Annotated in this window: 22 protein-coding genes; 15 read left to right on the top strand and 7 right to left on the bottom strand. The window is 35.0% G+C overall.

From position 1 onward, the window contains the following. The first annotated feature begins 98 nt into the window (after nt 1–98). The 5 genes from ABS764_RS02630 (at nt 99) to ABS764_RS02610 (ending at nt 5,204) form a co-directional block, all read left to right on the top strand. Nucleotides 99–767, top strand: a complete 669-nt coding sequence (locus ABS764_RS02630) for a peptidoglycan-binding domain-containing protein (protein WP_408079672.1) — start codon at nt 99–101, stop codon at nt 765–767. Continuing rightward, nucleotides 764–1,129, top strand: a complete 366-nt coding sequence (gene hxsD, locus ABS764_RS02625) for a His-Xaa-Ser system protein HxsD (protein ID WP_408079670.1) — start codon at nt 764–766, stop codon at nt 1,127–1,129. Before ABS764_RS02630 ends, hxsD begins: the two co-directional genes overlap by 4 nt. After that, complete coding sequence (gene hxsB, locus ABS764_RS02620; protein WP_408079668.1) at nt 1,129–2,637, top strand: His-Xaa-Ser system radical SAM maturase HxsB; 1,509 nt, start codon at nt 1,129–1,131, stop codon at nt 2,635–2,637. The genes hxsD and hxsB overlap by 1 nt, the downstream gene beginning before the upstream one ends. Further along, entirely contained in the window at nt 2,634–3,758 is a 1,125-nt protein-coding gene (gene hxsC, locus ABS764_RS02615) for a His-Xaa-Ser system radical SAM maturase HxsC (RefSeq protein WP_408079666.1), read from the top strand. The genes hxsB and hxsC overlap by 4 nt, the downstream gene beginning before the upstream one ends. A 648-nt stretch (nt 3,759–4,406) precedes the next feature. Then, complete coding sequence (locus ABS764_RS02610) at nt 4,407–5,204, top strand: SIR2 family protein (RefSeq protein WP_408079664.1); 798 nt, start codon at nt 4,407–4,409, stop codon at nt 5,202–5,204. A gap of 59 nt (nt 5,205–5,263) precedes the next feature. On the opposite strand, the gene ABS764_RS02605 is transcribed toward ABS764_RS02610, so the two are convergent. From ABS764_RS02605 to ABS764_RS02590, 4 genes are all read right to left on the bottom strand, one after another. Next, complete coding sequence (locus ABS764_RS02605) at nt 5,264–6,295, bottom strand: HNH endonuclease domain-containing protein (RefSeq protein ID WP_408079662.1); 1,032 nt, start codon at nt 6,293–6,295, stop codon at nt 5,264–5,266. A gap of 5 nt (nt 6,296–6,300) precedes the next feature. Then, nucleotides 6,301–8,325: a hypothetical protein gene (locus ABS764_RS02600; RefSeq protein WP_408079660.1), complete on the bottom strand. Its 2,025-nt coding sequence runs from the start codon at nt 8,323–8,325 to the stop codon at nt 6,301–6,303. A gap of 434 nt (nt 8,326–8,759) precedes the next feature. After that, nucleotides 8,760–8,936, bottom strand: a complete 177-nt coding sequence (locus tag ABS764_RS02595; RefSeq protein ID WP_408079658.1) for a histone H1 — start codon at nt 8,934–8,936, stop codon at nt 8,760–8,762. A gap of 50 nt (nt 8,937–8,986) precedes the next feature. Then, nucleotides 8,987–10,636 carry an AraC family transcriptional regulator gene (locus tag ABS764_RS02590; protein ID WP_408079656.1) on the bottom strand — a complete coding sequence of 550 codons (1,650 nt, stop codon included), beginning with the start codon at nt 10,634–10,636 and terminating at the stop codon, nt 8,987–8,989. 366 nt (nt 10,637–11,002) lie between these two features. Between ABS764_RS02590 and ABS764_RS02585 the strand changes: the two genes are divergently transcribed. The 3 genes from ABS764_RS02585 (at nt 11,003) to ABS764_RS02575 (ending at nt 14,088) form a co-directional block, all read left to right on the top strand. Further along, nucleotides 11,003–11,677, top strand: coding sequence for a hypothetical protein (locus ABS764_RS02585; RefSeq protein WP_408079654.1), 675 nt, complete (start codon nt 11,003–11,005; stop codon nt 11,675–11,677). A gap of 284 nt (nt 11,678–11,961) precedes the next feature. Further along, nucleotides 11,962–12,837: a helix-turn-helix domain-containing protein gene (locus ABS764_RS02580; protein ID WP_408079652.1), complete on the top strand. Its 876-nt coding sequence runs from the start codon at nt 11,962–11,964 to the stop codon at nt 12,835–12,837. Between the two features lie 51 nt (nt 12,838–12,888). Then, nucleotides 12,889–14,088 carry a hypothetical protein gene (locus tag ABS764_RS02575; RefSeq protein WP_408079650.1) on the top strand — a complete coding sequence of 400 codons (1,200 nt, stop codon included), beginning with the start codon at nt 12,889–12,891 and terminating at the stop codon, nt 14,086–14,088. Nucleotides 14,089–14,337: 249 nt separating this feature from the next. On the opposite strand, the gene ABS764_RS02570 is transcribed toward ABS764_RS02575, so the two are convergent. From ABS764_RS02570 to ABS764_RS02560, 3 genes are read right to left on the bottom strand one after another with little or no spacing between them, the layout of a single operon-like run. Beyond that, nucleotides 14,338–15,747: a family 43 glycosylhydrolase gene (locus ABS764_RS02570; RefSeq protein WP_408079648.1), complete on the bottom strand. Its 1,410-nt coding sequence runs from the start codon at nt 15,745–15,747 to the stop codon at nt 14,338–14,340. Between the two features lie 40 nt (nt 15,748–15,787). Next, the gene (locus ABS764_RS02565; RefSeq protein WP_408079646.1) at nt 15,788–18,511 is read right to left on the bottom strand and encodes a family 78 glycoside hydrolase catalytic domain; all 2,724 of its coding nucleotides are present in this window, start codon (nt 18,509–18,511) and stop codon (nt 15,788–15,790) included. Between the two features lie 47 nt (nt 18,512–18,558). Further along, entirely contained in the window at nt 18,559–19,929 is a 1,371-nt protein-coding gene (locus ABS764_RS02560) for a glycoside hydrolase family 28 protein (protein WP_408079644.1), read from the bottom strand. 757 nt (nt 19,930–20,686) lie between these two features. On the opposite strand from ABS764_RS02560, the gene ABS764_RS02555 reads away from it, so the two are divergent. From ABS764_RS02555 to ABS764_RS02525, 7 genes are all read left to right on the top strand, one after another. Further along, the gene (locus ABS764_RS02555; protein ID WP_408079642.1) at nt 20,687–21,166 is read left to right on the top strand and encodes a hypothetical protein; all 480 of its coding nucleotides are present in this window, start codon (nt 20,687–20,689) and stop codon (nt 21,164–21,166) included. Nucleotides 21,167–21,308: 142 nt separating this feature from the next. Continuing rightward, a complete protein-coding gene (locus tag ABS764_RS02550) occupies nt 21,309–21,635 on the top strand; it encodes a DUF4134 domain-containing protein (protein ID WP_408079640.1) in 327 nt (108 codons plus the stop codon). Between the two features lie 60 nt (nt 21,636–21,695). Further along, a complete protein-coding gene (locus ABS764_RS02545) occupies nt 21,696–22,010 on the top strand; it encodes a DUF4133 domain-containing protein (protein ID WP_408079638.1) in 315 nt (104 codons plus the stop codon). 32 nt (nt 22,011–22,042) lie between these two features. Continuing rightward, complete coding sequence (locus ABS764_RS02540) at nt 22,043–24,517, top strand: TraG family conjugative transposon ATPase (RefSeq protein ID WP_408079636.1); 2,475 nt, start codon at nt 22,043–22,045, stop codon at nt 24,515–24,517. A gap of 9 nt (nt 24,518–24,526) precedes the next feature. Then, nucleotides 24,527–25,219: a conjugal transfer protein TraI gene (locus ABS764_RS02535; RefSeq protein ID WP_456264499.1), complete on the top strand. Its 693-nt coding sequence runs from the start codon at nt 24,527–24,529 to the stop codon at nt 25,217–25,219. Nucleotides 25,220–25,231: 12 nt separating this feature from the next. Beyond that, entirely contained in the window at nt 25,232–25,861 is a 630-nt protein-coding gene (locus ABS764_RS02530) for a hypothetical protein (protein ID WP_408079632.1), read from the top strand. Next, complete coding sequence (locus ABS764_RS02525; protein WP_408079630.1) at nt 25,858–26,493, top strand: TerB family tellurite resistance protein; 636 nt, start codon at nt 25,858–25,860, stop codon at nt 26,491–26,493. The genes ABS764_RS02530 and ABS764_RS02525 overlap by 4 nt, the downstream gene beginning before the upstream one ends. Nucleotides 26,494–26,498 lie beyond the last annotated feature (5 nt).

The raw sequence follows: 26,498 nt of genomic DNA, 5'->3' as shown, positions 1-26,498 counted from the left end.
TTAAATAATTGTTTTATTAGTAATTTATTATAATTTAGCAACATAAGAAAATTCTTCAAGAGAACTGCCTCATCTCTTCAATTGTAAATAAATAAAATATGAGTTATTTCAAAGGTTTGAAAAACTTGATGAGTAAGTCTCTATCAATTGCAGTTGCAGCACTTTCCTCAATACAATCAATCCACGCTACTGATTTTAATTTTGAAAATAGCAACATTGATGACGACTATACATCATCAATCCCTTCCAAAAGCTTGAAGCCAAAATTGGTTTTAAAATTAAATATGGTAAATCCAGAGGATGGACATATGCTGCTTTTGCATCGTAGTCATAGTTCTCACAGAAGCCATAGTTCTCATAGGTCGCATTCCTCACATTATTCAGGTTCTTCAGGATCAAGTTCTTCATATGTTACGCCAGCTCCTACATATACTCCCACTTCAATACCTAGTACTACGACAACAACCACAATAAGGAAAAAAGTTAATAGTTCCTATGAGACTACTGGAATTTATAGTTCAAGTTCCAATCAATCATCATCTACTATAAAGACTTTGGGAGAACGTGAATTATACAAAGGTTGTCAGGGTGCTGATGTAGAACAACTTCAAACGTGGCTTTCCTCACTTGGATATGATATTATCATTTCTGAATATTTTGGAGAAAAAACAGAAAAGGCAGTGATCCAGTTTCAAAAGGCAAATGAATTGAAACCCGACGGACGTGTTGGAGCAAAGACATTGGAAATGATAGGAAAAAAGAAATGAATGATATTCAAAGACTAGTCGACAAGTTGTGTTTTACTCTAGAAGATGTACTTTATGAAGAGAATGTACTTTATAAATGTTTTTATTGGTACGGAGGCGATTACGATGTTAGCATAACAAAGGAAAAAGATAGGTATTATATCCAACTATTATCAAAAAGTGAGATGAATATAGATCATGATGCTCTTGAAATAAAAATAAGACAAGACCTGATTGATTTTAAGTTACGTGATATAGTAGCAAAGGAGACAAAGAATATAAGGGAATTACTAACCGCAAAAGCGTTTGCCCATTTTCAAAATGAAGAAAATCCAGTTAGTGAAGTTTCCGACCCTGTAGGGTTTAACCCGAATGAATTTTGATGAAAAATGCAATTGTTTCAAATATCAACAAAAAGAGCAGGAAATTCAATGATTCGTCTTATTATGAAAAAGAGATAATAGGAGATTATTTTTTACTTCCTTTTCGATTCCATAAAATAAATTCCGAAAAGGAAGTACTAGTCAATGAGGTTGGTGATTTTGTTATGCTACCTATTGGTTCGGCACAGAAGATTATTGAAAGAAAAATTTCTAGGACAGATGACGAAGAACTATATTTCGATTTAATCAGTAATTTTTTCATTTCAGAAGAAAGTATTCCTACTCTACTCACTGTCCTTGAGGCAAGGTACCGAACCAAGAAATCTTTCTTAGAGGACTTTACTGCCTTACATATTTTCGTTATATCCTTACGATGCGAACATACTTGTCATTATTGTCAGGTTTCTAGAGTCACCGAAGATAAGGAAGCTTTTGATATGTCCAGAATAAATATAGAGGAGGGTATTAAAATAATGATGAAGTCACCAAATAATCATGTAACAATGGAATTTCAGGGTGGAGAAGCACTACTTGCATTTGAAAATATAAAATATGCAGTAAGACTTGCAAAAGAGGCTGCTCTTGAAAATCAGAAGCATATAACATTTGTAATTTGCACAAATATGGCACCTCTGACAGATGAAATGCTACCTTTCTTAAAGGAGTATAACATAATGATTTCTACTTCACTTGATGGTCCGGATTATGTGCATAACAAAAATAGGCATAGACCGCAGCAAAATAGTTATGAAGTAACAATTGCAGGACTTGAAAAATGCAGGAAAGAGCTTGGAGAGGAGAATATTTCAGCTCTCTTAACTACAACAAATTTATCTTTACAATATTCGCATGAAATTGTAGATGAATATGTAGAGAGAAAATTCAGAAATATTTTTCTAAGACCCATCAGTCCTTATGGTTTTGCAACTCACAATGAGAAAAAGAATAAATACCAAACTGAAAAATTTTTAGAATTCTATAAGACTGCATTTGAACGGATTCTTGACCATAATCGGAAAGGTTACTTTATCAGGGAAGACTACGCTACAGTAATATTAAAAAAGATACTTACACCTTTCCCAGTGGGATATGTTGATCTCCAGTCACCAGCAGGAATGATTAATAATGTAATTGTCTTCAATTACGACGGTAAAATTTATGCCTCCGACGAGGCAAGGATGTTGGCAGAAATGAAGGATTTTACATTTCAACTTGGAATTCTTGGAGAATCCAGTTACAACGACATTTTTTATGGACATAAAGCTATGGAAATAGCGGAAACATGGACAAATGAGGCATTGGCAGGATGCTCGGATTGTGCGTTTCAGCAGTACTGCGGTGCGGATCCCGTACTGAATCATGCAACACAAGGAAATATGTATGGTTATAGACCTGCAAGTGTTTTCTGTCAGAAGAACATGGAAATAATAAGATATCTATTCGAACTTATGGAAGACAAAGCAATAGAAAAAATATTCCGTAGTTGGATAACAGGGCATAGCGAATGATACTAAAAGCAAAGGGAAGGCAATTTGACATAACAACTCCCATAATTGGAAGGGTAACCAGACACCCCGAAAATAATAATTCTGAGATTTTAATTTCCCCGGATAGATTCTCAAGGGACTGGTATGGCTTTAAGGCTGTTTTATCAGAAATAGAACTTTATACGTCATTAGAAATTCCAGTAGTGCATTCAATTAAAAACTTAGATCATCTGGAAGAAGGTGACATAGTAATAATCAATACCGATGGCGTAGTAAATACTATTTATCGAATTAACTCTAATCATAATTTTTTATTGTTCACAGAGCGCTGCAACAGCAATTGTTTAATGTGCTCACAACCGCCAAAGGATAAAGATGATACAGATTATTTTTTTAATCAATATTCACAGGCCATCCCTTTAATACCAAAAGATTGTTTTGAAATCGGAATTACTGGCGGCGAACCTACACTTCTTGGAAACAGATTTCTGAAACTTTTAAATCAAATGAAAGAAGAACTTCCTGAAACTGAAATTCATTGTCTAACTAATGGAAGATCTTTTGCTTGGGAAAATGCGGCGAGAAAAGTTGGAGAAATGGATAATAAAAGATTAATGCTAGCGATCCCCCTATATGCCGACGTTTATCATATCCACGATTACGTTGTCCAAGCAAAAGATGCATTTAATCAGACAATTCAAGGAATATATAATCTGGCTAAATATAACCAAAGAATAGAAATTCGGATAGTACTACATAAGCTGACAATTCAGAGATTGGTTAAACTTGCTAAATTTATTTACAAGAATTTACCTTTCGTGGAGCATATTGCTTTTATGGGTTTAGAGCATGAAGGTTACACTGCATATAATATTGAAAAATTGTGGATTGACCCTGTAGAATATCAATTGGAACTTACACAAGCTGTAACTTATCTAGCCGATTTCGGAATGAACGTTTCAATTTACAATGCACAACTTTGTACACTTCCTGAATCCCTTTGGAGGTATTCTCGAAAATCAATCTCTGACTGGAAAAATATTTATTTCGATGAATGTAATAAATGTAACCTGCTTGATGAATGTGGAGGGATGTTTGCTTCCGGAATTAAAAAGCATAGTAATTTTATAAAAGCATTATAATATTATTAACCCAGAAAAAAATAAATCTGTATGAAATCAAGTTTCTGCTTGAGATGCTCGATGGAAGTTATATATCTAAATATTACTTAATAAATTAAGTGTTTTGAATAGTGTTCGTGATCTTTTAAAGCAGCATAAAGAACTATTCATGGCTATCGCGCCTCTTTTTATACTTGTCAATTTGGGAATAACTGCGTTAGGAACACCAACACTCCAATAGTTCTGTTCTATTTTTAAAGGATGGAATGGTATGGAATTTTAGGTTTTATAGTTGCTTGGGTCGTGGGTCTTTATCTAATGGGTAGGATTTGTGAGGAGAGGAGTAGGCATAAATCGAGGAGAAGAAAGAAATAGTAAGCTATTATATTTTTTATATAGTGTATATGTCACAGATTCTGTGTTAGTTATGTTTTTTTTATTACATTTGAATACAACCAATTAAAACTTAAAATTATGGCACTTAAACCAGGACCAAAAAGAATAGCGGATTCAACAGGAAAACCAGACAGACGTCAACGCGACAATAAAGATACACCCGGCAATACACCTTCATTAAAGCCACCAGTACCGAAGAAGAAAGGATAACTGATAATATGCTGCGAGGCGTCTTTTTTATATTTATGGAAAATTGAAAAACTTTATACTTCTATGTCAGCAACGATAAATGCCAAGGTAACTATCCTTGTGGGAGCTGGAGCAGTTGAAAATGCATGGAAGCCGATACTGAATATTTTCCGATTGATAAATGGTGATGAAACTGACCAGGATAGTGCCAACTTCTTATTTGCTAAATCTATTTGTGCTTTGAGACTGTATTCTAAATTGCCTCAGAGGGCTAAGCAGTTAAAAGAAGAACAAGAATTGGTCAGCTCAATGAAGGAAGTTATTGGTGATTCATTGAAGCTAGCCCAAAAAGATGGGACACTAAAACCAAGGAAGGAGTTTGCTACAATGTTAGATAAGTTTGTTTTATGTAGTCCCAATAACTTATTTGGTTTTGTCACTACAAACTGGGATACTGTAATCGATGCTGAAGCAGACCGTTGGGTAAAAGATAAATATTTAGATATTGAAAGTGCTAAAGTGTTTCATATTCATGGCAGTATCGAGGCACACGAACATCTCTACCTACCTTCGGAAACTTCCATGGAAAACTACCGCAGTGATGCCGAAAATGAGAGACTAGGATATGCCCACTTTGCAACATTTAAGTTACTTAAAGAAGCCAACAGTATTATACTTTATGGACTTTCTCTCGATCCCTTGGATGCCGAATTAAACCTTTTGCTAGGTGGAGCATTCAAGGCAAGTAAAACAATTAAGGAAGTCATAATAGTTAATCCGAACTATCAGTTAGTTAGAAAAAGGGTTAAAATATTGTTATTCCGCAAAACGGGTATTGCGATTCGTTGTTTTGATCCTGAAAATTTAGAAATAGAACTGTAGCATTAAGCTTTGATAAAAGAGATACTAATTCAGCAAAACCTAATTTTAAATTTATACAGTCAAATACCAAAACCATTATTATGAGCAATCGTAATTAAAGGCTGAATTGTGTTGGAGAACAATTCCTTTTCAAAGCTTGCAATACTAGGAAATATCGTCAAATATTCATCCATATATTTGCTTTTAGCATTATGATGTTTGTTAATTTCAAAAGCAATTTTTTGCAAGTCGTAAAATTTATGGAAGTGTTCTTCAAATACCGGCAAACGATCACTTTTCCGAGCATTAAATGATTTTTCAATGGGGATTAAATTCCAAATCAAGTCATGAGAAATAAAGGCATGCGGAATAAAATGGTCTAAAGCATAATTCTTTTTATCAAAATACAATGGCGTATTGGTGAAAATACAATGAATAGCACCCAATTCTTTAAAAACCAGTTTCCAATATTCATTGGTTTGTTTAGTCAAACTAGTTCTAACAGCGGCTTTGATTAATTTATTCGGAATATCAGGCACATTGGGGTTTCGGGCTTGAAGAAATAGTGCTAAATTCCAATAACAATAGTCTTTGATGATCTTGGCGTTACACTGCAAATAAGCAATCCAGTCTGGGTTTACTTCAATATGATCTTTATACAAAGCATACAAACATTGATTTTCAAAAGATTGAGAAAGCTGATAAATGGCTGTCTTCTCTTTTTTGGGAAACCAAGGAGATAAAAACCAATGGGGAACGTTTTTATCAAAATGGAATAACTCATATAAGGTTTCTTTGTTCGTGGAATTTTCCAAACAAAATTCGATGTTGGATTGCTTCGCATCGATGGTCAAATTTTCAACTTTTAGAATCGTTTCCACAGCTATTTGTAAGTTATCCTGTTTCCCAAAGGAAATATGAAAATAATTGATTATGTACCAGGAGTTACTAATCATTCTGGCGAAAATTTTCCGTTTTGGGATTATAATTCCACCTTCTTCAATTAGTTCAACTAAGGCTATCAACCAATAAAACTTATAGGTTGCCGAAGTACTCCCGAATACAGAAGCAAGTTGTTGAATGGGTAAATCTTTATGTTGCGGTAAGTGCATATTTTCTATTTATTGTATAAATTGAATAATGGAATATCTATTAGTAATGTGAGTCCAATTTTAAAAATATTTTTAGTTTGTAAAATATTGTTTTCTTCAATTTTCCTTAATAAAGGTGAGAACTGAGCATTTAAGCCAACTGATAGAGGTGAATTTTTAAAACCATAAATATAGAATAATCCTGGAGAAAAAACTTGTTCCCATTTTATGTCTTCTGGTAAGCCTTCAGCCTCATCTCTATTAAATCGATAACTAAATGGTGCACCAATATCAAGCACTGATAAAAAGAGGGTAGAAGAACTTGATTTTTCATTAGCTAATGATTTGTTGCCGTTTTTAAAAGAATAAGAAATACCAATTGGAGCGGTAATACCATAACTTAAACTATTACTACCTGATGATTCATAAGCTAGGTATAAACCTGGATACGCATTTACATCCCAGCTAGAGTTCATTTTTCTTTTAATCCTATAGGAACTCACAGGCATAGCATATTTTTCTATTACGAGTTTTAAGTCTCCTTTATTTTCAGAGGTATTGATGACATCAACCATAAAATTACCATAAAAAGTTATCCTTTTATAAATATCATTATCTGCTAAAACCTTAGGAAATATATGATTTATAAGTTGATTTGTTAGTAGTAAACATTCAGCATATTGAGAATCACTAATAGCGCTATTTATACTAGTAACGTCGTTAAAAATAGGTTTGTATTTGATATAATGGTCTGATTGGTAATATTGATTGTTGTTAATAAGCGAGTAGTAACTTTCAATAGTTTCATCGAATATACTATAAAAAGTATTTAAAAAATGGATGTAATTTTTTAACTCATTATTTTTTTCCTCTATTTGTTTGTTTTGCTTTAGACCGTTTAATTGTTGCGTAATTATGTTATAGTTACTCACTGTTTTTTTAATTAAAAGATACAATAAGTTGTAATTATTCTCATTGATATAATTTTCTATAATGATTGAAGTATTTTCAAACAATGGTTTTGTAAACAAGCCATTGTTTCTACCCATTTGATAAATCAATCCCACAAGATATTTTTTTTGTTCTTCATCTAATGATTTTAAATCATTGGTACTTATCCATTTCACTTCTTTATAACCTTCTTTTTCTTCATCTCTTGTTACATTATTGGATAATAACTGGAGTAATCCTATAATCTGATCAATTTCATATTCGTTACTATAATTTTTATAATAAGTATCATTTAACTCTTCAATAATTTCAATAGGATGTTGGCCTTTTTTTATTTTATTAATAGCATCAAAAGAAACAATTGCAAAATGACCTGTTTTTGTTTTTGATAGATTTTCATTTTGTTGAATAATTTCTTTAACAGCCATAGGTAATTCTATTAGATCTTTTTTAAAAGCCAGTATCCATGTTTGACCTAGAGAGGGAGAATCAAAGTAATTCTTACTTTCAAAAAGGCGATAAGTAGTTTTAAATACTTCTTTCAATTTAATAGATAGTATTTCTCCGTCTTGTAGAGGCAGATTGATTACTGTGTCAAGTTTTTCTTTGAAATTATCATAAAAAGTTAATGTTAGTTCCTGTTTGGTTCTGTCTACTAAAAATTGGGAGAGTGCATTAATTATTTGGGTACTGGCTGAATAGCCTGTAGGTATTGTGGATGGTAACTCAGCTAATGCTTTAATGGTTTTATCTTCATACAATGAAATGTCAGTCATTCCTTTTTTTCCTCCACCTCCAACTTCCATCGCACTTGAAACAGGTCTGTCTGCATATAATTTTTCTAAGACCTTTAATGCTTCAGAAAGGGAAAAATCAGAAATATTTTTATCAAAAGGATTTTTTAAAAATATTTCTAAATCTTTAATAATTTTTTTTTCACTGGGATATACATATCCGGCAACACCATAAGTATTGATTATATTTATTTTAAAAATGATATCCGCTTTTTTTTCAGAATTTAAACTTTTTATTAGATCAAAAGTTTGTTGTGAAAAACCATTTAAAGTAGTAAAAATGAGCAACAGTAAAATTTTCTTCATAACGATTGGTTTATATAGTGAAACAAATATTTTTAAACTTATTAATTAGATTAATAAAGTTTCAATCTTATAAGTTGCGATTTCAGCGAATAAAACTATTTTTAAGTATTAATAGTATTACTAATAAATGTTAAAAATAATATTTTTAATAAGATAAAACTCGATAAAAATATTTTTTTTTACTTAGTATTTTTCAAGATATTAGAAATTGTTCAACTTATAAAAAAGATAAGTAAAAAACGCTGGTATAGTAAGGCTTCGAATTATGATAAAGTGAAATATAAAATATCTAACCAAGATTTAGATGCCATCATCAAGCCCAGTAATTTGCAGAAGTTAGTAACTCGAACGTTGGTGAAGAGACTTTAGTAAATCCGTAGTAAAAAAAAAAGCCTCTCCCAGCAGGAAAGGCTTTTATGCACACTCAGTGAAGCTTATTTTTTTGCTTCTTCAATAGAAACTTTTCTAAACTCTTTCAATAGTTTTTCCAATTCTAAAGTCGCTTTACGGGCTCTGGGACCAGCCGCTTTAATTCCTTTTTCAGTCAGTGCAGTAGCCTCAGTTGTAAAATTGGCTATTTGAGCATTAATTTTAGCTAATAAATCTTGCATTGTTCTTTGTATTTAAAATGAACGTACAAATATAGAAAAATAGTATAATCTTAGCTGCTGCGATTGTTGGTATTCTGAATCTTTTTGAGGTAATAGGAAAGCGGTACTTTAGTCCGGGCAAGAAAAGCACTGGTCAACCGTTGTACACTTCTGAAACCTATTTCTTCAGCTAGTGCCTGATGCGTATATTGTTGTAATCGGCGATCCTGATCCAGTCGCATCATGAGGTAGTCTATTTTCAGATCATTGATATAGCTAGTAAAATTTTTGTGCCTGCTATGTAAAATGATTAGTGACAGGTATTTGGTATTCGTATGGAAATGTGTCGCCAGCTTGCTTAAACTAATTTCAGGAGCTAAGAATTTTTTATCTTTTTCCCATTTTTCTAATTGACTTTCCAGATTGGTAACAATAGCCGGACTCATATCAGCAATAGGACTATGGGAAAGAACTGTTGCTTTTGTGGCAGGATTTCCTTTTTTAAATTGCAGTTCTTCAAAATTTTTCTGGTATTGCTTTTTAGTTTGGTATTGAATATAGCTCAGCAGCAGTACAATTAAAAAAAGGAAGCTTAGGGAACCAATGAAATAGCCCTTGTGCTTTTTTTCCAGCTTAAGTTGTTGTTCCACTTTATTCTTGGCAAGCAGGTAGTTTTTGATATCATAGTGTTGGTGTACGCTAGAGGACATCAGGCGGTAATCTTGAAAGAGAAGCTGATTTATTTTAAGAAGTTGGTTGATGTAATAGAGTTGGCGCTGGCTGTTATTTTTAGTCTGATAATAGCCAATTAACAAAGTATATAATTCTGTAAAATCTTTACGACTAAAATTCTTTTGCTTAAAAATGGCATCTACGGCTTCAAAGTAAGGGATGGCTGTTTCAGGCATTCCCAATGCCCAGTAGCTTTTCCCCAGATAAAAGGCGGCGGTGGCTTCGTTAGCAAAATCTCCATCTGCCTGGATGGGAGCTATGGTTTTTTTGATGCCGTCTATGGAAAGTCCATAATTTTTCAAAAAGTATTCTGTAATGCCTTGCGAGAGCTCAAAATAAGGAAGCAACTCCGGAACTTTTAAGCGTTTGCAATCCGTAATACCCTGGCGGTTCGTAGTCTTAGCAAGACCATAATTTCCCATTTTAGTATAGGAAAGACCTAAGGCGTGTAAAGAGTTCAAATAGGGGCGGGGCTTTCTTTTCTGATAATAGGACACGCATTCCTGTAACAAGGCCACTGCTTCATGATAATAGCCCAGATAGCTTTTGATTTGGGCTAAGTTGTATTTGACTTTATGAATGAGGTAGGAATCATTGGAGGTAACAAGCTGTTCATTGGCGAGCAGGTAATAATCCAAAGCTTTTTGGTAGTTCTTTTGTTGGTAATATACCATTCCTTTGGTCAGATAAGCCGATCCCAAGGCAGTTATATCTTTGATACGCCCGGCAGTTGTAACCATACTGTCGGTGTACCTTAATTGTATTTTCGCAGGGGACTGGTACAACATGTTTTGGTAACCTTTCTGTAGTGCCTTGTAATTAGCTTCATTTTTAGCTTTTAGAATATAGCTGTACAAATAGACTGCTGCCAGAGTACTATCTTTTTTGAAGTGATAGAGCCTCTCATCAAGATAGGCAAAAGATTTCCCTTTCAGAGAATCAGGGATATTACGAAGTGGCTGCTGTGCCTGAAGCGAACAGTAGAACAAAAGGACGAAGATGATTATATTTTTTTGCATTATCAGTAACTGTAGCGTTGGCTATGTCCTGCGTTTTATGCTATGCTGCGGTTGGGGTGCGGGGTATAATAAGCAGTTGTAAGGACATCTCCAAATTTACCAAGAAGTTTTGTAAAAATGATGCTAATTCTTACGGAAAACAGTTGTAGATTTCGTGAAAATCAACAGTTAAAATTATGAAAACCATAATGTTGTTGCTTGTTTGGCTCTAAAGGAGGTGCTAGATTTGCTTCGAATTCAAAAGCAAAAGCTTTAGCAAGGTGCTAAAATGATGTTCTGCTTTCCCGGGTGAAATGAACAGAGAATCTATTCTCGGTCACATTTAATTCACTTATTATGAAAAATGCTGTTCTTACTATTTTTGTTAGTGTATTGTTTTATGGTTGTTCTTCTGAGGAAGTCACAGCTATTGATCCAAATTTGGATTTTAAATCTTTAAGTATTCCTCCCGCGAACAAAGCAAATCCTTATGATGCCGTTGGTGCCCAATATGGAAAAGCACTCGCTGCCTATTATGAAAATAACTCTGCTGTGCTGGCACAGGAAGAAGTAGAAAGTCAAATGGATTTTGATTCATCCAATAGAAATGCATCGGATGTAACGAAGCGTACCACCATTACTTATGCTCCTGAAGCTGTCATACAATTTGTAGATGATCCCGAAGGAGGTTTACATCATTATCTGGATATGGAGAATATATCCGTTGCTGCTAAGTCTTATTTGCATAGCTTTTATACTTATTTGATAGCCGAGCAGCAAGAAGAATATCCAGTCTTGTACAACTATATTGTGGATTATGAAACCAGTATAAGTGCCGATAACAGTCTTTTAGAGGATGAAAGTCAGCTTCTTTTAGAAACTACTTCGGTGACCCGATATGCTTTGTATGTTGCTAGTAGGCATATTGACAGGGACTGGGAACTGGCAACTGCCAACAAGAGCAGGAGAATCAAAACCAGCCGCTTTGAAATGGTCTTGCTCACTGCTTTTATTCAAATACTGGATTACTAATTCATTTTGCGTTTTAAAGGGACTGAATTTATCTATCGCTTGCGTTTTAAATGTTATTTGCTGGTGGTATTGCATTTTACAGGCATTAATTATGTAAAGGTTCTTTTGAGCTATGAGCAATTGGCAGGTGTTTTAACCAGTGATGCAATTAATAGTGACTCAATTAGCTGAGCACGTTGCTGTCTTTTTCTTAACTATTATCGCTGATATTAGTCTACTGGCATTATTGGCATAAAAAAACAGCAAAAATGTGGTGATTGGCTAAAAAAAACTTTAAGAATGTAATGCGTATGCTTCGGACATTATTACATATTGATTTAGATCAGCTGCCGGTAAGAGGATTTGATATTCAGATTCTCAAAGATTGTAGGTTTAAGAAGGGTGGTGAAGATTGGTTTGTTGCCATTAATACCGCTGTCTTAGTAATAAAGGAGGGAAGTGTATCCATAGAAAATAAAGACTCCATCTGTGAACTATATGCAAAGGACTTACTGGTACTTTCCAAGTTCAACGCTTATCGAATTGTATCCATAACACATCCTTTGCATTTGTTTTATGTTTCTTTTACCCCTGATTTTGTTTTAAGACATTGCCATAAGAGCGAATTAGTGGATGCTTTTTACTTTTTTATAGGTAAAAATCAACAAAAAGTATCTTTGAACACGAAATCCTTTCTAATTCTATCACTGATTTGTAAGTTATTGTATCAGCTTTATTCTGATAACGACTCCCATCTTACTCCCGGTTCCCTTAAGCAAATTAGTTTTCATTTGTTTTTAAGTGAACTACGAAATATCTACGGGCAGTTTGCTGCAGATTATCATTTGAACTTCAGCAGAAATGAATATCTGACTGTTCGTTTTCTATCCCTTGTGGCCTTGCATTTCCAACAGCAGCATCATATTAGTTTTTACTCCAGTGCGCTGTATGTTACCGCCGGTCATCTGAATAAAGTGGTCAAGGCAGTAACCGGAAAAAATGTAAAAAAGCTATTGGCATATGCTTTGGTGACAGAGGCAAAGACCGCATTAGGGGATGGTGATAAAACCATAGTTGAAATTGGGGAGTCTTTAGGTTTTTCATCAGCTTCTGCTTTTAGTGTCTTTTTTAAAAAACACACAGGTCTCTCACCCAATCAATATCGGAAGCAGTTGTGTTAACACTTTTACATTCTGTGTAGTCCTTTTTTATTCGCTTTAACTATTTGCATTATGAAGCTCACTTACTCTATAGCATGGCTGGATTTTTTAATACTACAGCAACTGAATCCGAAATATAGTTCCATTCATTCTATTAGCATTGAAGAAAGCCGGCAGCTTCTTGTCCATATCAATCAAGAAGCGCAGCGCATCAGACTGCATATCAAACAGCAAATTTTTACCACCAAAAAAAGAAGTGAAGTTCGTCATTTAATTCGGATGTATCATGCTTCATTTATAGATCTTTTGGATGGTGTTGTAGAAAATCATAAGAGTCATTGCGAAAATGAAGTTTCTTTAGTGGTTATTGATCAGGCTTTATTGAAGATTGTTGAAGGTTTGCTCTCTTTCATCGAAGTACGATATTACAGTCATTTGTCTCTGAATCAGCGGGTATCTAGCGGCTATCAGCAACGGACTGAAACAGAACTGTTACAACGTATGGAACAATTAGAAAAAAAGTCTAAAAGAGTATTTGTCACTTCTAATCCCATATCTATTGTCATCCGGTCTTTACGGGAAACTATGGCAGCAGAAACTTTCCGAAAAAGTAGCTACCGCGAACTGGTTTATCGTAAAGAACTTATTTTGGCACTTGATAATTGTATAGAGGACAAGACCGATCCAGCTCTTTATTCGGTTGTTGATGAGGTAGTTATAGGTTTTAACTTTAATTGTCGAAATTATGTAGTTTATCTGAAAGCGATGATCAGGAAAGAGCTGGATCAGTATGTTCATGCAGCGGAAAAATTACAGCAACTGCTGTTTTATTCCAAAGAATTCGAGCAGTTATACTGTAGTGCTAAAAAATATTTCGATCCCCATGAACCACAGCTAAGTGCTGTGATGCGGACCTGGTTTGAACACGAACGACGCTACTGGAAGTCGCAGGAGTCTAAAGCAAGTAAAATTGGAGAACAACCCAACAAGTCGCTCCCAAATATTGGAGTAAATCCGGAGACTAAGATGGAATGCAATCTTTCGACCGATCAGATAGCCCTGATTCTGAGAGCTGCAGACGAAGCCCGGGTAGTGAAGGCCCGTTCGATGAGTCAGGTATTCAAAATTATAGTACCTTACCTGTCCACTCCATTTAAAAAGGAGCTTTCTTATCAGTCCGTCCGCAGTAAGTCTTACAATGCAGAAGATAAAGACAAAGAGATTGCCATTGAGACATTGGAGAAGATCATAAAGAAAATTAGGTCTTATTAGCCATCTTATAAGTATGAATTGGTTTTTTCCATTTCTTGTAAAAGATTCATAAGATAAAGCATTACAATAAGAGCTAACTTTATGTAGGATATTTTTCTTTAACTTTTTAATTTTGGGTTAGGTTTACTTTTTTTTGAATCCTCTTCGGATTAATAAAAACTGATAAATCTGCCTTCGGTATTTTTAATCAAAAATTCCTAAAAATAAGCTGGGATATCAATTATCCAAAAAAATTTAACTTTTTGCACCTTAGTTTTTAATAATTATTTTATCCAAAGCAATACAATTTCCTTTGCTTCCAAATTCTGTTCCGTCTTTTTTATACCAGTTTCCGTGTTCTCCCGCTACGGTAACCGTAAGAGTATAATTTGCTTTAGGTAAAATCGGACTTAAGAATTTTAAGGAGTTTTCGGTGTATTTGCAATACATATCAATAGTTGAAGATACGAGTGTTTTTCCTTTTTTGTTTTTGATAACAATGGTAGCATAACCGCCATCAACTTTTGAAGTCCCGTAAAAACCAACTTGTGTTCCTTTAAAATCAACTGAAAAAGAAGCACCTTTAGCATCAGACTGACTTATTTTAGACGAATTATCATTCGACCAATTGTCAGAATATTGAATCGCTTTAGTATTGGTATTTTCAATTTCTGTATAGTTCATTTTGTGTGAAGTCCAGCTTCCTGTTCCCAAATCAACTTGCCAGCTTTGTTTGTAATCTGGAAGTGAAATAGAGGTTCCTGAAATTAAAAGCGGTTGCCAAACATAAGTTGCCGCTGAATTTTGACGGGGAAAAGCCCAACGATCTCCCATGAATAGATAGGTTGTGTCTTTTGAACCTCTTATAGGAAGTACAAATGTTGTTTGCGAATTCCAGGTTAGAGAATCTTTTGGTGCAAAAACACCCTGTCCTTTCCAAGGTCCTTGTAACGAAGGCGCACTGAAATAATAATTGTCATTTCGTTCCCAGGACGTTAAACCGGAACCCAGCCAAAAATAAGTATTGTCTTTTTTAATAATTACCGGTGCTTCGCAATGTGGAGTCATGTCTTTTACAATTTGTTCCGTTACACTTTTGTAATCATCGCTCAGTTTGTATAAATTTCCGGAATGCGTAATAATGTAACCACTGCCGTCAGTATCCTGAAAAGTGCCCATATCCCATTTTTTAATCGGTTTGCCATCAAACAGTATTGGACCTTTAAAAGAATATTCGCCATTGATGGTTTTAGCGGTTGCATAGCCCACATATTGGTCTTTGTATTTAAGATCATCGGCGTGCATGTACATAATGTATTCGCCAGTTTTTGGGCATTTCATTACTTTAGGTCTTTCGCCAACACGATCAGGACCTAAAGCTCCTGATTTTTGTACAGGCAATACCATTTTTTCAAATGTCCAGTTGTATAAATCTTTCGAAGAATAACAGCTAAAACCATTAAAAGCGTTGCTGGTATCTGATTTAAATTCTCCAAAAAGATAATATTTTCCATTGTCTTTTACCATATTAGCTCCATGAGCACTAACTGTTTTTCCGTTATTATCAAACCAGGGGATTCCAGAATAAATGGCATCTGTCTTTCCTTTTTGGGCTATTGCCAAAGAAGAAATACTTAAAAATAATAGTATGATGATGGATTTAATTTGTTGGACATACATAGACATATAATTTTATTAGAGTTTTTTATTCTGCTTAGAATTATCTTTCAAAATGATGTTCTCCAGAACCAATATTATCAATATAAAGATAATTCCCTTCTTCGGTAGCGATTACTTCTTTGTTATCTACTTCAATTGTGGTTCCAGTTTTACCACATTTTGGCAAATATACTTTTGCAGAACAGTTATTAGGAACAGTAATTTTTAAATGATATTTAGCGTTAGTGTAATTCCAATCTACTTTAACAGCGCCTTTATCAGTTGCATAAGTTCCTTTGGCAGAAGCTAGTTTATTGCCAAACCATAATGGTTTTATTTGGATTTTTTCGTGTTGTGGAGCTAAAGTTGTAATTCCTAAAATGTAATTTTGCATACCTAATAATCCAACTGCTCCCCAGGGATGTGACATACTTTGGTTGGTGGTATTGGCATCCCAGGATTCCCAGGTGGCAGTTCCTCCAAGAGCAATTGTTTTTGCCCAACCATCCCACTGAGAATTAGTATATAAGTCAATCAGATGTTCTCCTTCATCAGCCAATCCCAGAGATTCTGGTAACCAGCGAAGACATACCATTCCCACATTCATTTTTTGTGTTTTTATCTCCTCAATGACTTGTTTTTTATTGGTATCAGGCACAATATGTAGTGCATAAGGAAGAATATTGGCGTGTTGCGAAACATGAGTACTCGCTTTTTTATCGTTTTTTATTCCATCAATATACACACCACTTTGATTGATTAAATGTGTGTTGATGGCCTTTTTGATGGCTTCGGCTTTGTTGGCGTAAAGAGTTTTGTCAGCTTCATTGCCTAAAATTGCTGCTATTTTAGAAATAATATTGAAATCTTCATAAGCATAAGCAGCAATAACTGTTCTGGATTCTGTACTCATATCGTAACCGTAACGCATGGTTGCCGGCCAATCGATAATTCCAAATTCATAAGGGCCTTTTCCTCCTTTTAGCTTATGAATTAATCCGGTGCTTTCATTTTTATAGGTGTCAACATAATCGGCAATTTTTTTCAAACGCGAATAATTGGATTTTAAAAATTCAATATTGGCTGTTTGCGAGTAATAATCCCAAACCCAAACTAAAAAAGATTGAGTGAAATCAGGAATATCTCTTCCGCCATCTACATTTGGATAAACCGCATTTAATTGTCCGTCAGGCCAATATTGATCCTGAGATTGAAGAAATTGGTTTAATGCACGCATATTCATCGTTCGGTCGTACATGACACTCATAGCTGGAACTGCTTGCGACCAACTGTCTAATAAAAATGCACCTTTTTCTCTGGTTGGAGTATCTACAAAATCTTCCTGTGCTCCCAGAATAAGTGTATGCGCCATTAATTCCCAGGTTTTATTCAACATCTCATTTGAAGATTCGAATGAAGAATGAGCAGCATCTAATTCAAAATGACGACTAATAAAACTTACATTGTTTTGATTCAGGTCGTTTGGCGCATTGTCAATTTGTAAATATCGCATCCCAAAATAAACGTGAGGGTTGAAAACAGAATTGTTTCCGTTAGGGATGTATTTAAAGCTCAGATTAGTGGATTGATTCATTTTTGGATTTATAGCCGTCCCACCTTCATTTAATTGATAACCGCCTAACATTTTGATAGTATCTCCGGCAATACGTTCGTTAAAATTGATTTTAAAACTACCGGCATATATTTTGCCTAAATCAATAATATATTTACCGTTTCCCAGATTTTTTATCGCAGCAGGTTTGATTTTTTTTTCAATAACCCGTGTTAAATCAGATTGTAAAGTTCCTGTCCATGGAGCAGTAGGGTGTGAACCAATTTCGATTGCATTGTTCCAAGTTGAATCGTCTAATTTGGAGGTATTCCAATTAGCAATAGCTTTTCTACTGTCCACAAATTCGATTCTTCCTACACCTTCACCACCACGTTGAGGCTGTCCTTGAATCCATTGTGAAGCCTGCGTTTGTTTCCATGTTTTATCGGTTCCAATAGTAGTTTTCGAACCATCACTATATTCGATAATCGTTTTTAAAATCATACCACGGCTTCCTGTAGCGCGACCTTGCCCGCCACCATACCAATGGGTTAAGCAAGCTAAGGTGTTTTCAGTATTTTTATTTAATAAACCAGTAATATCCCAGGCATTGTAATAGCTGTATTGCGGGTAGTGGTTGTTGAATCCTTTTCCAACTAATTTTCCATTAATGTACAACTCGTAACTGTGACAAGCAGCGATGTAAGTAATCGCTTTTTTTATGGTTTTGTTGGGCAGATTAGTCTTTTTTCTAAAATAAGTATAGTCGTCGTTGTCTTTAGAATCTCTTTTAATCCATTTCGCTGTTGCCCAATCCTTATTCGTTAATAAACCTGTTGTAAAAGTAGCTGTTGCTGAATAAGGGCCCACATTTCCATCTTTATCCCAGCTGCGGACTTTCCAATAATATGTAGTTGCCGCTTTAAGGTCAGCTCCGTCGAGATATACGTAATTTTGTTTTCTGGAGTGGATTTTACTACTATTCCAAACATCTGCTTTATTTGCATTAAGATTGGCTTGACTTGAAGCAACTATAATTTGGTAAGCCGATTGAATTTCATTCGGATCACTATCGCTTGTATGCCAACCAAAATAAGCTTTGTTGTTGGTTCCAATGGGATTTTGTTTGTCGAAACTTCTTAAATTAAAAGGAGCATTAGGGTTTGCGGCACTCATTTTAATTACCGAAAAAAGAAAGAATAATAGCAATAAGGTTTGTTTTATTTGGTTCATTACTTGTTGATTGGTTGTTTTTTGGCGAATACAATAGTTTTGTTATATTACTTCACTTTAAAGTTGATTACGTTTTCATTAATGTGTTTTTCCTCACCCTGAATGGTTTCAGCACTAACGTTTTTAAGAGAAATATTTTTTATAGGTAATTCTTTTTCTCCTTTAATTCTGGAAATAAATTTCACGTTTTTAGCCGTAACATTTTCCAGAAATACATTAGAAATAGGAGTCAATCTGCGTTCTACAGTTGGAACTAAATTCTTCCATTGGTACAAAACATCGGTTTCAATACCCAGTACTCCAAAATCCATTTTGCTTCCTTTAATGTTTTGAACATAAATATTCTTTACATAGCCGCCCATGCGTTCATTGGTTTTAATGAATACCAAATTGAACATTTTTGCTCCGTCTAAAACTTCGCAATTGTCAATGAAAACATTTTCTATTCCGCCAGAAAGTTCACTTCCCACGGCTAATAATTGGTGTCCGTTTTTAATGATGCAATTTCGAATAATTAAGTTTTTTGTTGGTGTTTTTGAGCGCCATCCTTCCGGATTTCTTCCGGATTTGGCTGCAATAGCATCGTCACCCTGATCGAAAGTTACGTTTTCTACTAAGATATTCTGGCTCATTTCAGGATCAAAACCATCGTTGTTATGACCATGAGCATAGATGTTTAGATTTCGAACAATAATATCTTTAGAAAGATACATGTGAACAGTCCAAAACGGACTATTAGTTATCGAAATTCCATCTAATACTATATTTTCACTTCTGTTAAACTGAATAAATTGCGGACGAAGATTTGCGGTGTCATTTACCATTATTCGTTGTTCAACAGGAACATTTTGACCCGATAAATTGTACAGTCTTTTTAGACTATTCATGTGACCAGCTGGGCGACCAGCCCATTTTTTCCAAAAATCCATTTTTGCTTTAATCCCGCCTTCGCCAGTAATAGCAATGTTTTTACACTCGTAAGCATAGATTAATGGCGAATAATTGTAACATTCTAAGCCTTCCCAGCTAGAATGCACTGCTGGCAGATAATCATTTGGATTATCTGAGAAAAGAAGCAAAGCCCCTTTGTTTAAATGTAAATTGACATTGCTTTTAAAGTGGATTTTCCCGGTAAGCCATTCTCCTTCAGGAACAACAACAATTCCACCTCCCGCTTTGTTAGCCTGGTCAATGGCTTTTGCAATGGCTTGGGTAGTTTTGTCCTGTTCTCCTTTGATAGCACCAAAATCAGTAATTAAGAATGTGGCACATTTACTAAAATCAGGAGTTTTAATCTTAGTAGTTCCAAATGGTGCTTTGACTTTGATTTCTTTGGTCGTTACTTTTGTCGGGTCTATTTTAAAAGAAAGTAGACTAAATGAGAGTATTAAAAAAACATACAGGACAGAATTTTTCATTTACAGGGTCATTGGGTTACTAATAAAATAATTTATAATTAAAGAACTCAATTTTGTGAGTTTGACAAATTTAAAAAACACTTTATAGATAAGTATCCTGATTTAAAAGCAGACAGCTTGTGTAAACTGAGTTAAATACTACAAAAATTTAGTACTATCCAGTTTATTTAATAAGATTTTTTGAAATCATTTGTTATTTTTTGACATGAATACCAGCGGCCTTTGATACCCTTATGACTGTGGGTAACAGCTCTATTTACTTGATAAAAATTGAAGGAAAAACTTTTAATCATTGCTTATCGAAATTAAAATTTCCTAGACTTTATAGTACCAGTAAATCTGACACCTCTTTTTTTTATATTGAGAATTTGACAGGTTTATCGATTAGTAGAGATTACATTTTTATTATTTTGATATTAATCCTGCGTTAATAAAGTCCCATTCTTCTTTTATGAAGGCGTAATAATATGAAGCCGAAATAAAAGAGGAATCGACAATATTATTTTAGGTAGACTTAAACAAGCTTGTCGTTTACGACCGCAGTACTTTTTCCTGAAAGGAAGTAGTACTGCGGCTTGTTTTTTTAATGAAACCCAGTCCTATTCTTAAAATTACAGAGGTACAGCTAGGTACAACATTACAGTTGTACTTGTATGACGGAATTTCTCATTGTTTCTTTGTGAGGTATTGAAGATGAAACGGCATTAAGGTCGTTTTGAGAGCGAAGGAACTAATGTAGAACGAAAAATGAAAGCGTATGTTATCAGGAATCTCATGGAACAATTACATAATTGTGGTTGTTTTACTATCAGTAGTTTGGTATTTATTTGTTGGGTTATACTATTATTTTGATACTATCAAAGATGTAATAACCGGAAAGCGGAAACTTCAGTTCCGCAGTTTAGCAGAGAAGTCTATTTCAAAAAAAGATTATGATTTCGATGACCATCTATCGGAAGAGGTTTTAAATGCTCCCGTTACATTTGAACCTGTTGATCCCGATTTTAACATGGTGGAAGATTTGACCGCTAAACTAAAAATAACTATAAGTGATGCTCATCAAAAAAAACTCATCAAAAGCGAGTTTGAAGTGCGTTTACAAATCCTTCTTACAGAATATGCTTCATTAGGGAGTTCTCCCTTTCGTCCCTCTATAAATGAATTCATTGTTGGTGAATGTGAAAAGCAAGACTCTGTTCTTTTGACTCATCAAGAGGTAGATTCCCTTTGGAATTAAAAAAGCAATAAACCTATTGCGGAGGAATACCCCTGTTTGTCCCGGTGCGGTATGGCTATTTGTGACAAGAGGAAAAGGTGATACTACAGCGGTAAATCCTCCGCTTTTAATCTAACTTATTTCAAACTTTAAAACATGCGTTATGAGAAAATGGAATTGGAAATTTAAGAAGTTTAGTCCTGAGACATTAGTTATTCTTACTGTTTTATTACTGAACGAGGGAATCTATGCCCAAGATGGTATTGCGGGAATTAATGAAGCCAATCAGCAGGTGAGAAGTTATTTTGATGCAGGCACTCAGCTGATGTATGCCATTGGAGCTATATTAGGATTAATTGGAGCTGTTAAGGTCTATCAAAAATGGAATGCCGGAGATCCGGATACTGGAAAAGTTGCTGCGGCTTGGTTTGGAAGTTGTGTCTTTCTGGTTGTTGTGACTACTGTAATCCAATCATTTTTTGGAGTTTAATTGAAAGCTGTCGGTGTTCTTCAGCTAGTATAATTTGTTCAAAATTTAAAAAAAAACAGTATGGGTAATAGTGTGTATCAAATCAATAAGGGGATTAATCAAAGTATTGAATTCAAAGGGCTTAAAGCACAGTATATATGGTATTTGGGAGGAGGAGTAGTTTTATTGATGATTGTGTTTTCGATATTGTATGTCATAGGTATACCTTCTATTGTATGTGTTGGAATTATTGCTGTTTCTGGAGCACTATTAGTTATGAAAATTTATCGAATGAGTAATACATATGGTGAATACGGACTCATGAAAGCGTTGTCCAAAAAGCAACTGCCTACAGCAGTACGAACCTATAGTAGAAAAGTTTTCAGGATGGAGTAGAGAATAGGTAATTAAGGTAAAAATGACTGGTGATGGAAAAAAGAATGGATGATATTTTACCGATTATGGATGTGCAGCACGACTGCATTCTATCTAAGCAGGGAGATGTAACGGTGGTTTTTGGTGTGGAATTACCGGAGTTATTTACTTTATCGGATCAGGAATATGAAGCTTTTCATCAGTCCTGGCTAAAGGCAGTAAAGATACTTCCCAAATTTAGCGTCCTGCATAAACAAGATTGGTTTATAGACCGTAAATATGAACCAGACTTCACTAAAGAAGATACTAGTTTTCTAAGTCGCAGCAGTGAGCTTTTTTTTAATGAAAGACCTTTTTTAGATCATTCCTGTTACCTGCTGCTTACTAAGAAACCTTCAGGAAGAAAAGCTTCCAATTCTTTGTTTTCGAATCTGATCAGAAGTTCTCCAGTTCCCCAGGAAGCTATTGACAAAGCAAAACTACAGGACTTCACTGATGTTGCCGGGCAGTTTAAACGTATATTAGAAGATGGAGGTTTTGTTAAATTGCATCGCTTGGAGAATGATGAACTGCGAAGCCAGAGTCGTAAAATAGGATTGATTGAAAAATATTGCTTTTTGTCTGAAAAGGAAAATCCTTTTCTTTTTAAGGATATTTCATTTGAAGATGGTCTTAAAGTTGGAGATAAGCATTGCCAAATGTATACTTTAGGGGATTCCGCTGATCTACCCGCCTTGTGTGGAAGCCGTATTAATTTTGACCGCTATTGCACGGATCAGACAAAATTCAGTATTGGTTTTGCCTCTACATTGGGGCAGCTTTTATCGTGCAACCACATATACAATCAATACCTTTTTATTGAAGATGCCCAGAAAACCTTACAAAAATTAGAAAGCAAAAGATTACGATTGCAATCACTATCTGCCTACAGCCGTGAGAATAGTGTAGCCCGTGATGCCACCAATGATTTCCTAAACGAGGCTATGAGTCAACAAAGATTAGCAGTAAAAGCACATTTTAATGTTCTGGCATGGACTGAAAATAAAGAAGAATTGAAAGATATTAAAAATAAAGTTTCTTCGGCCCTGGCACAAATGGATGCAGCTGCCAAACTGGAAACGACAGGGGCAGCACAGTTGTTTTGGGCAGGTATTCCGGGTAACGAAGCAGACTTTCCGATGAATGACAGTTTTGATACGTTTGCCGAACAAGCCGTCTGCTTCTTCAATATGGAAACTGGCTACCGTTCTTCGTTAAGTCCATTTGGCATCCGTTTAGGGGATCGTTTAACTGGTAAACCCGTTCATGTGGATATTAGTGACGAACCCGTGCAATTGGGAATTTGTACCAACCGGAACAAATTTATCTTAGGGCCTTCAGGAAGCGGAAAATCTTTTTTTACCAATCATATGGTACGCAGTTATTACGAACAGGGTACGCATATTGTGCTGGTAGATGTGGGACATAGTTACAAAGGACTCTGTGATATGGTAGGAGGTTATTATTTTACCTACGATGAAAAGAATCCTATTCGCTTCAATCCATTTTACATAGGAGCAGGAGACAGTCTGGATACCGAGAAAAAAGAAAGTATAAAAACACTGCTGCTTGCTTTATGGAAAAAAGACAACGAAACCTTCAACCGCAGTGAGTATGTGGCTTTATCCAATGCACTTCAATTGTATTATGAAAAGCTGGAATCCAATAAAGAACTGTTTCCCTGTTTTGATAGTTTTTATGATTTCCTGAAAGAGGATTTTGTAAAGGTATTGGAAAGAGATAAGGTAAAAGAAAAGGATTTTGATGTCAACAATTTCATGTATGTACTGCGTCCGTATTACAGGGGAGGAGAGTTCGATTATTTGCTCAATGCTACTGAAAATTTAGAGCTATTAAAAGAACGCTTTATTGTGTTCGAACTGGATAATATTAAAGACCATCCCATCCTTTTTCCAGTGGTCACCATCATCATCATGGAAGTATTTATAAGTAAGATGCGTAAGCTCAAAGGAGTTCGTAAAATGATCTTAATTGAAGAAGCATGGAAAGCTATTGCTAAGGAAGGTATGGCAGAGTATATCAAGTATTTGTTTAAAACGGTACGAAAGTTTTTTGGAGAGGCTATTGTCGTCACTCAGGAGGTCGAAGACATCATTTCATCTCCTGTAGTAAAGCAGGCTATTATCAATAATAGCGACTGTAAAATACTGTTAGATCAGAGTAAATATCAGAATAAATTCGATCAGATTCAGGAACTTTTGGGACTAACTGAAAAAGAAAAAGCATTGGTGCTTTCGGTCAATAAAGCCAATGATCCGGACAAAAAATACAAGGAAGTATTTATCTCATTGGGAGGTATGCAATCTAAAGTATACCGGACGGAAGTATCTCTGGAAGAATACCTCGCTTATACTACTGAAGAGACAGAGAAATTAAAAGTACAGCAGTATGCTAAGAAATTTGATGGAGATATCAAAAAAGGGATTACGGCACTGGCTATTGATATGAGATCAGCAAACCAAAAATAAAAGGAGATTATGGAAATGAAGAAAAAAATCATGGTGTACCTATTGTGTTTATTATTGGTGGGTACCCCCGCAAGATCAGCCACAACGGTTGTAGCCTTTCCAGTTATCGGATTAATAAAAGCAGCGGTTAAGAAAGTGATAAAGGCGATGGATTTGAGAATACAGCGCTTACAGAACAAAACCATTTGGCTACAGAATGCTCAGAAAAAAATAGAAAATACCCTTTCAAAACTCAAACTGAATGAAATATCAGACTGGACCCAGAAGCAGCGGGATCTGTATCGGGACTATTACGAAGAACTGGCCAAAGTGAAGTCTATTATTACCTATTATCAATTGATTAGAGATGTGGCACAAAAACAGGTACGCCTTGTAAATGAATACGAAAGAGCATGGAAGTTGTTCCAACAAGACAGCCATTTTAACGAAACGGAATTGGATTATATGCAAAAAGTGTATTCGGGTATTTTGGATGAGAGTGTAAAAAATATAGATCAGATATTTTTAATACTGGATTCTTTCACCACCCAAATGAGTGATGCTAAAAGATTGGAGATTATTAATGCCGCTGCCCATCAGATTGATGTTAATTACAATGATTTGATGCTGTTTAACAGACAAAATGTGCTTCTCAGTTTACAAAGAGCCAAGACAGCGCATGAAGTGGAGACCGTTAAGCGGTTTTATGCTATTCCAAAATAAAAAAGAAAAAACATGAAAAAGCTATTGTTATTGATATTCTTTACTGGTTTAGTAATGGAGGATATGCAAGCACAGCGAAAGCAACGAAAAGTATTATTGCAACAAATTGCCGCTTTAAAAGTATACATCGATGCTGCTCAAAAAGGGTATTCCATTGCCAGAAAAGGTTTGAATACTATTGGTGATTTGAAAAGGGGCGACTTTAAGCTGCATACTGATTATCTGAACTCTTTAAAAAAGGTAAATCCGAAAATTAAAAAGTATAGCCAAGTAGCTGAAATAATAGACCTGCAATTAAAAATTATAAAAGGGTATAGTCGGACTTATACCTATTTACGAGAAGGGGATTTGTTTCATGGTGATGAGCTGGCATATATCAAAAGGGTTTATGGTCGATTGATAGCTGATTGTGATGACACCGTAGATGAATTGATTACCGTCACCACGGACGGGCAACTTGAAATGAAAGATGATGAGCGAATAAAGCGTATTGATCGGCTTTATTATACGATGATGGCTAATTACAGTTTCTTCCAGAATTTCACTAATCAAGCGAAGTTGCTGCATTTATCCAGAGCCAAGGAGAATAAAGAAGCTCATAACAGTCTAGTATTGTACGGTATTTTAAAAGATGGATTATGAAAAAGAGAATAGTTATTTGGGGCATTTTCTTAGCAATGCTTGTACCATCGAAGCATTTGGCACAAGCGCAGGAAATGCAGCAGTTGTTGTTGAACATCGAAAAGCTTGCACAGTTTAAGCAGATTTTACAGGATATGAAAAAAGGCTATGTTATACTCAATGGAGGGTATAATACGATAAAAGATTTGTCACAGGGTAATTTTAGTCTGCATCAAACTTTTATGGATGGACTAATGCAGGTGAGTCCTAATGTGAGAAAATACAAGCGTATAGGAGAAATCGCCAATTATCAAATGCTTTTGGTAAAGGAATACAAGGGAGCCTTGAGACGGTTTAAAAGCAGTAGCCTGTTTGACGACAAAGAAATGAGGTATATCGAAAAGGTGTATGCTAATCTTTTCAAGCAAAGTCTGCGTAACCTGGATGAACTCACTACGGTTATTACTGCTAATAAACTCCGAATGTCTGATGATGAACGATTGGAATCTATTGACAGAATTTATGCCGATATGCAAGATAAATTGGTGTTTCTAAGAAACTTTAATGCGAACACTTCAGTACTAACAATACAGCGTTCTAAGGAGTACAATGATGTGAATGCTCTTCGCGATTTATATAAAGTAATTAATTAGATAAC

It is taken from the genome of Flavobacterium plantiphilum, assembly GCF_046000495.1.
In the GTDB taxonomy this organism is placed as follows: Bacteria; Bacteroidota; Bacteroidia; order Flavobacteriales; family Flavobacteriaceae; genus Flavobacterium; species Flavobacterium plantiphilum.
Note: the sequence above shows the minus strand (reverse complement) of the source record. Positions and strands in the feature narration are given on the sequence as shown.

Excerpts from the sequence above, each read along its gene's own strand:
- ABS764_RS02630 (WP_408079672.1), top strand. The coding sequence starts at position 99 with ATGAGTTATTTCAAAGGTTTGAAAAACTTGATGAGTAAGTCTCTATCA.
- hxsD (WP_408079670.1), top strand. The coding sequence starts at position 764 with ATGAATGATATTCAAAGACTAGTCGACAAGTTGTGTTTTACTCTAGAA.
- hxsB (WP_408079668.1), top strand. The coding sequence starts at position 1,129 with ATGAAAAATGCAATTGTTTCAAATATCAACAAAAAGAGCAGGAAATTC.
- hxsC (WP_408079666.1), top strand. The coding sequence starts at position 2,634 with ATGATACTAAAAGCAAAGGGAAGGCAATTTGACATAACAACTCCCATA.
- ABS764_RS02610 (WP_408079664.1), top strand. The coding sequence starts at position 4,407 with ATGTCAGCAACGATAAATGCCAAGGTAACTATCCTTGTGGGAGCTGGA.
- ABS764_RS02605 (WP_408079662.1), bottom strand. The coding sequence starts at position 6,295 with ATGCACTTACCGCAACATAAAGATTTACCCATTCAACAACTTGCTTCT.
- ABS764_RS02600 (WP_408079660.1), bottom strand. The coding sequence starts at position 8,325 with ATGAAGAAAATTTTACTGTTGCTCATTTTTACTACTTTAAATGGTTTT.
- ABS764_RS02595 (WP_408079658.1), bottom strand. The coding sequence starts at position 8,936 with ATGCAAGATTTATTAGCTAAAATTAATGCTCAAATAGCCAATTTTACA.
- ABS764_RS02585 (WP_408079654.1), top strand. The coding sequence starts at position 11,003 with ATGAAAAATGCTGTTCTTACTATTTTTGTTAGTGTATTGTTTTATGGT.
- ABS764_RS02580 (WP_408079652.1), top strand. The coding sequence starts at position 11,962 with ATGCGTATGCTTCGGACATTATTACATATTGATTTAGATCAGCTGCCG.
- ABS764_RS02575 (WP_408079650.1), top strand. The coding sequence starts at position 12,889 with ATGAAGCTCACTTACTCTATAGCATGGCTGGATTTTTTAATACTACAG.
- ABS764_RS02570 (WP_408079648.1), bottom strand. The coding sequence starts at position 15,747 with ATGTATGTCCAACAAATTAAATCCATCATCATACTATTATTTTTAAGT.
- ABS764_RS02565 (WP_408079646.1), bottom strand. The coding sequence starts at position 18,511 with ATGAACCAAATAAAACAAACCTTATTGCTATTATTCTTTCTTTTTTCG.
- ABS764_RS02560 (WP_408079644.1), bottom strand. The coding sequence starts at position 19,929 with ATGAAAAATTCTGTCCTGTATGTTTTTTTAATACTCTCATTTAGTCTA.
- ABS764_RS02555 (WP_408079642.1), top strand. The coding sequence starts at position 20,687 with ATGTTATCAGGAATCTCATGGAACAATTACATAATTGTGGTTGTTTTA.
- ABS764_RS02550 (WP_408079640.1), top strand. The coding sequence starts at position 21,309 with ATGAGAAAATGGAATTGGAAATTTAAGAAGTTTAGTCCTGAGACATTA.
- ABS764_RS02545 (WP_408079638.1), top strand. The coding sequence starts at position 21,696 with ATGGGTAATAGTGTGTATCAAATCAATAAGGGGATTAATCAAAGTATT.
- ABS764_RS02540 (WP_408079636.1), top strand. The coding sequence starts at position 22,043 with ATGGAAAAAAGAATGGATGATATTTTACCGATTATGGATGTGCAGCAC.
- ABS764_RS02535 (WP_456264499.1), top strand. The coding sequence starts at position 24,527 with ATGGAAATGAAGAAAAAAATCATGGTGTACCTATTGTGTTTATTATTG.
- ABS764_RS02530 (WP_408079632.1), top strand. The coding sequence starts at position 25,232 with ATGAAAAAGCTATTGTTATTGATATTCTTTACTGGTTTAGTAATGGAG.
- ABS764_RS02525 (WP_408079630.1), top strand. The coding sequence starts at position 25,858 with ATGAAAAAGAGAATAGTTATTTGGGGCATTTTCTTAGCAATGCTTGTA.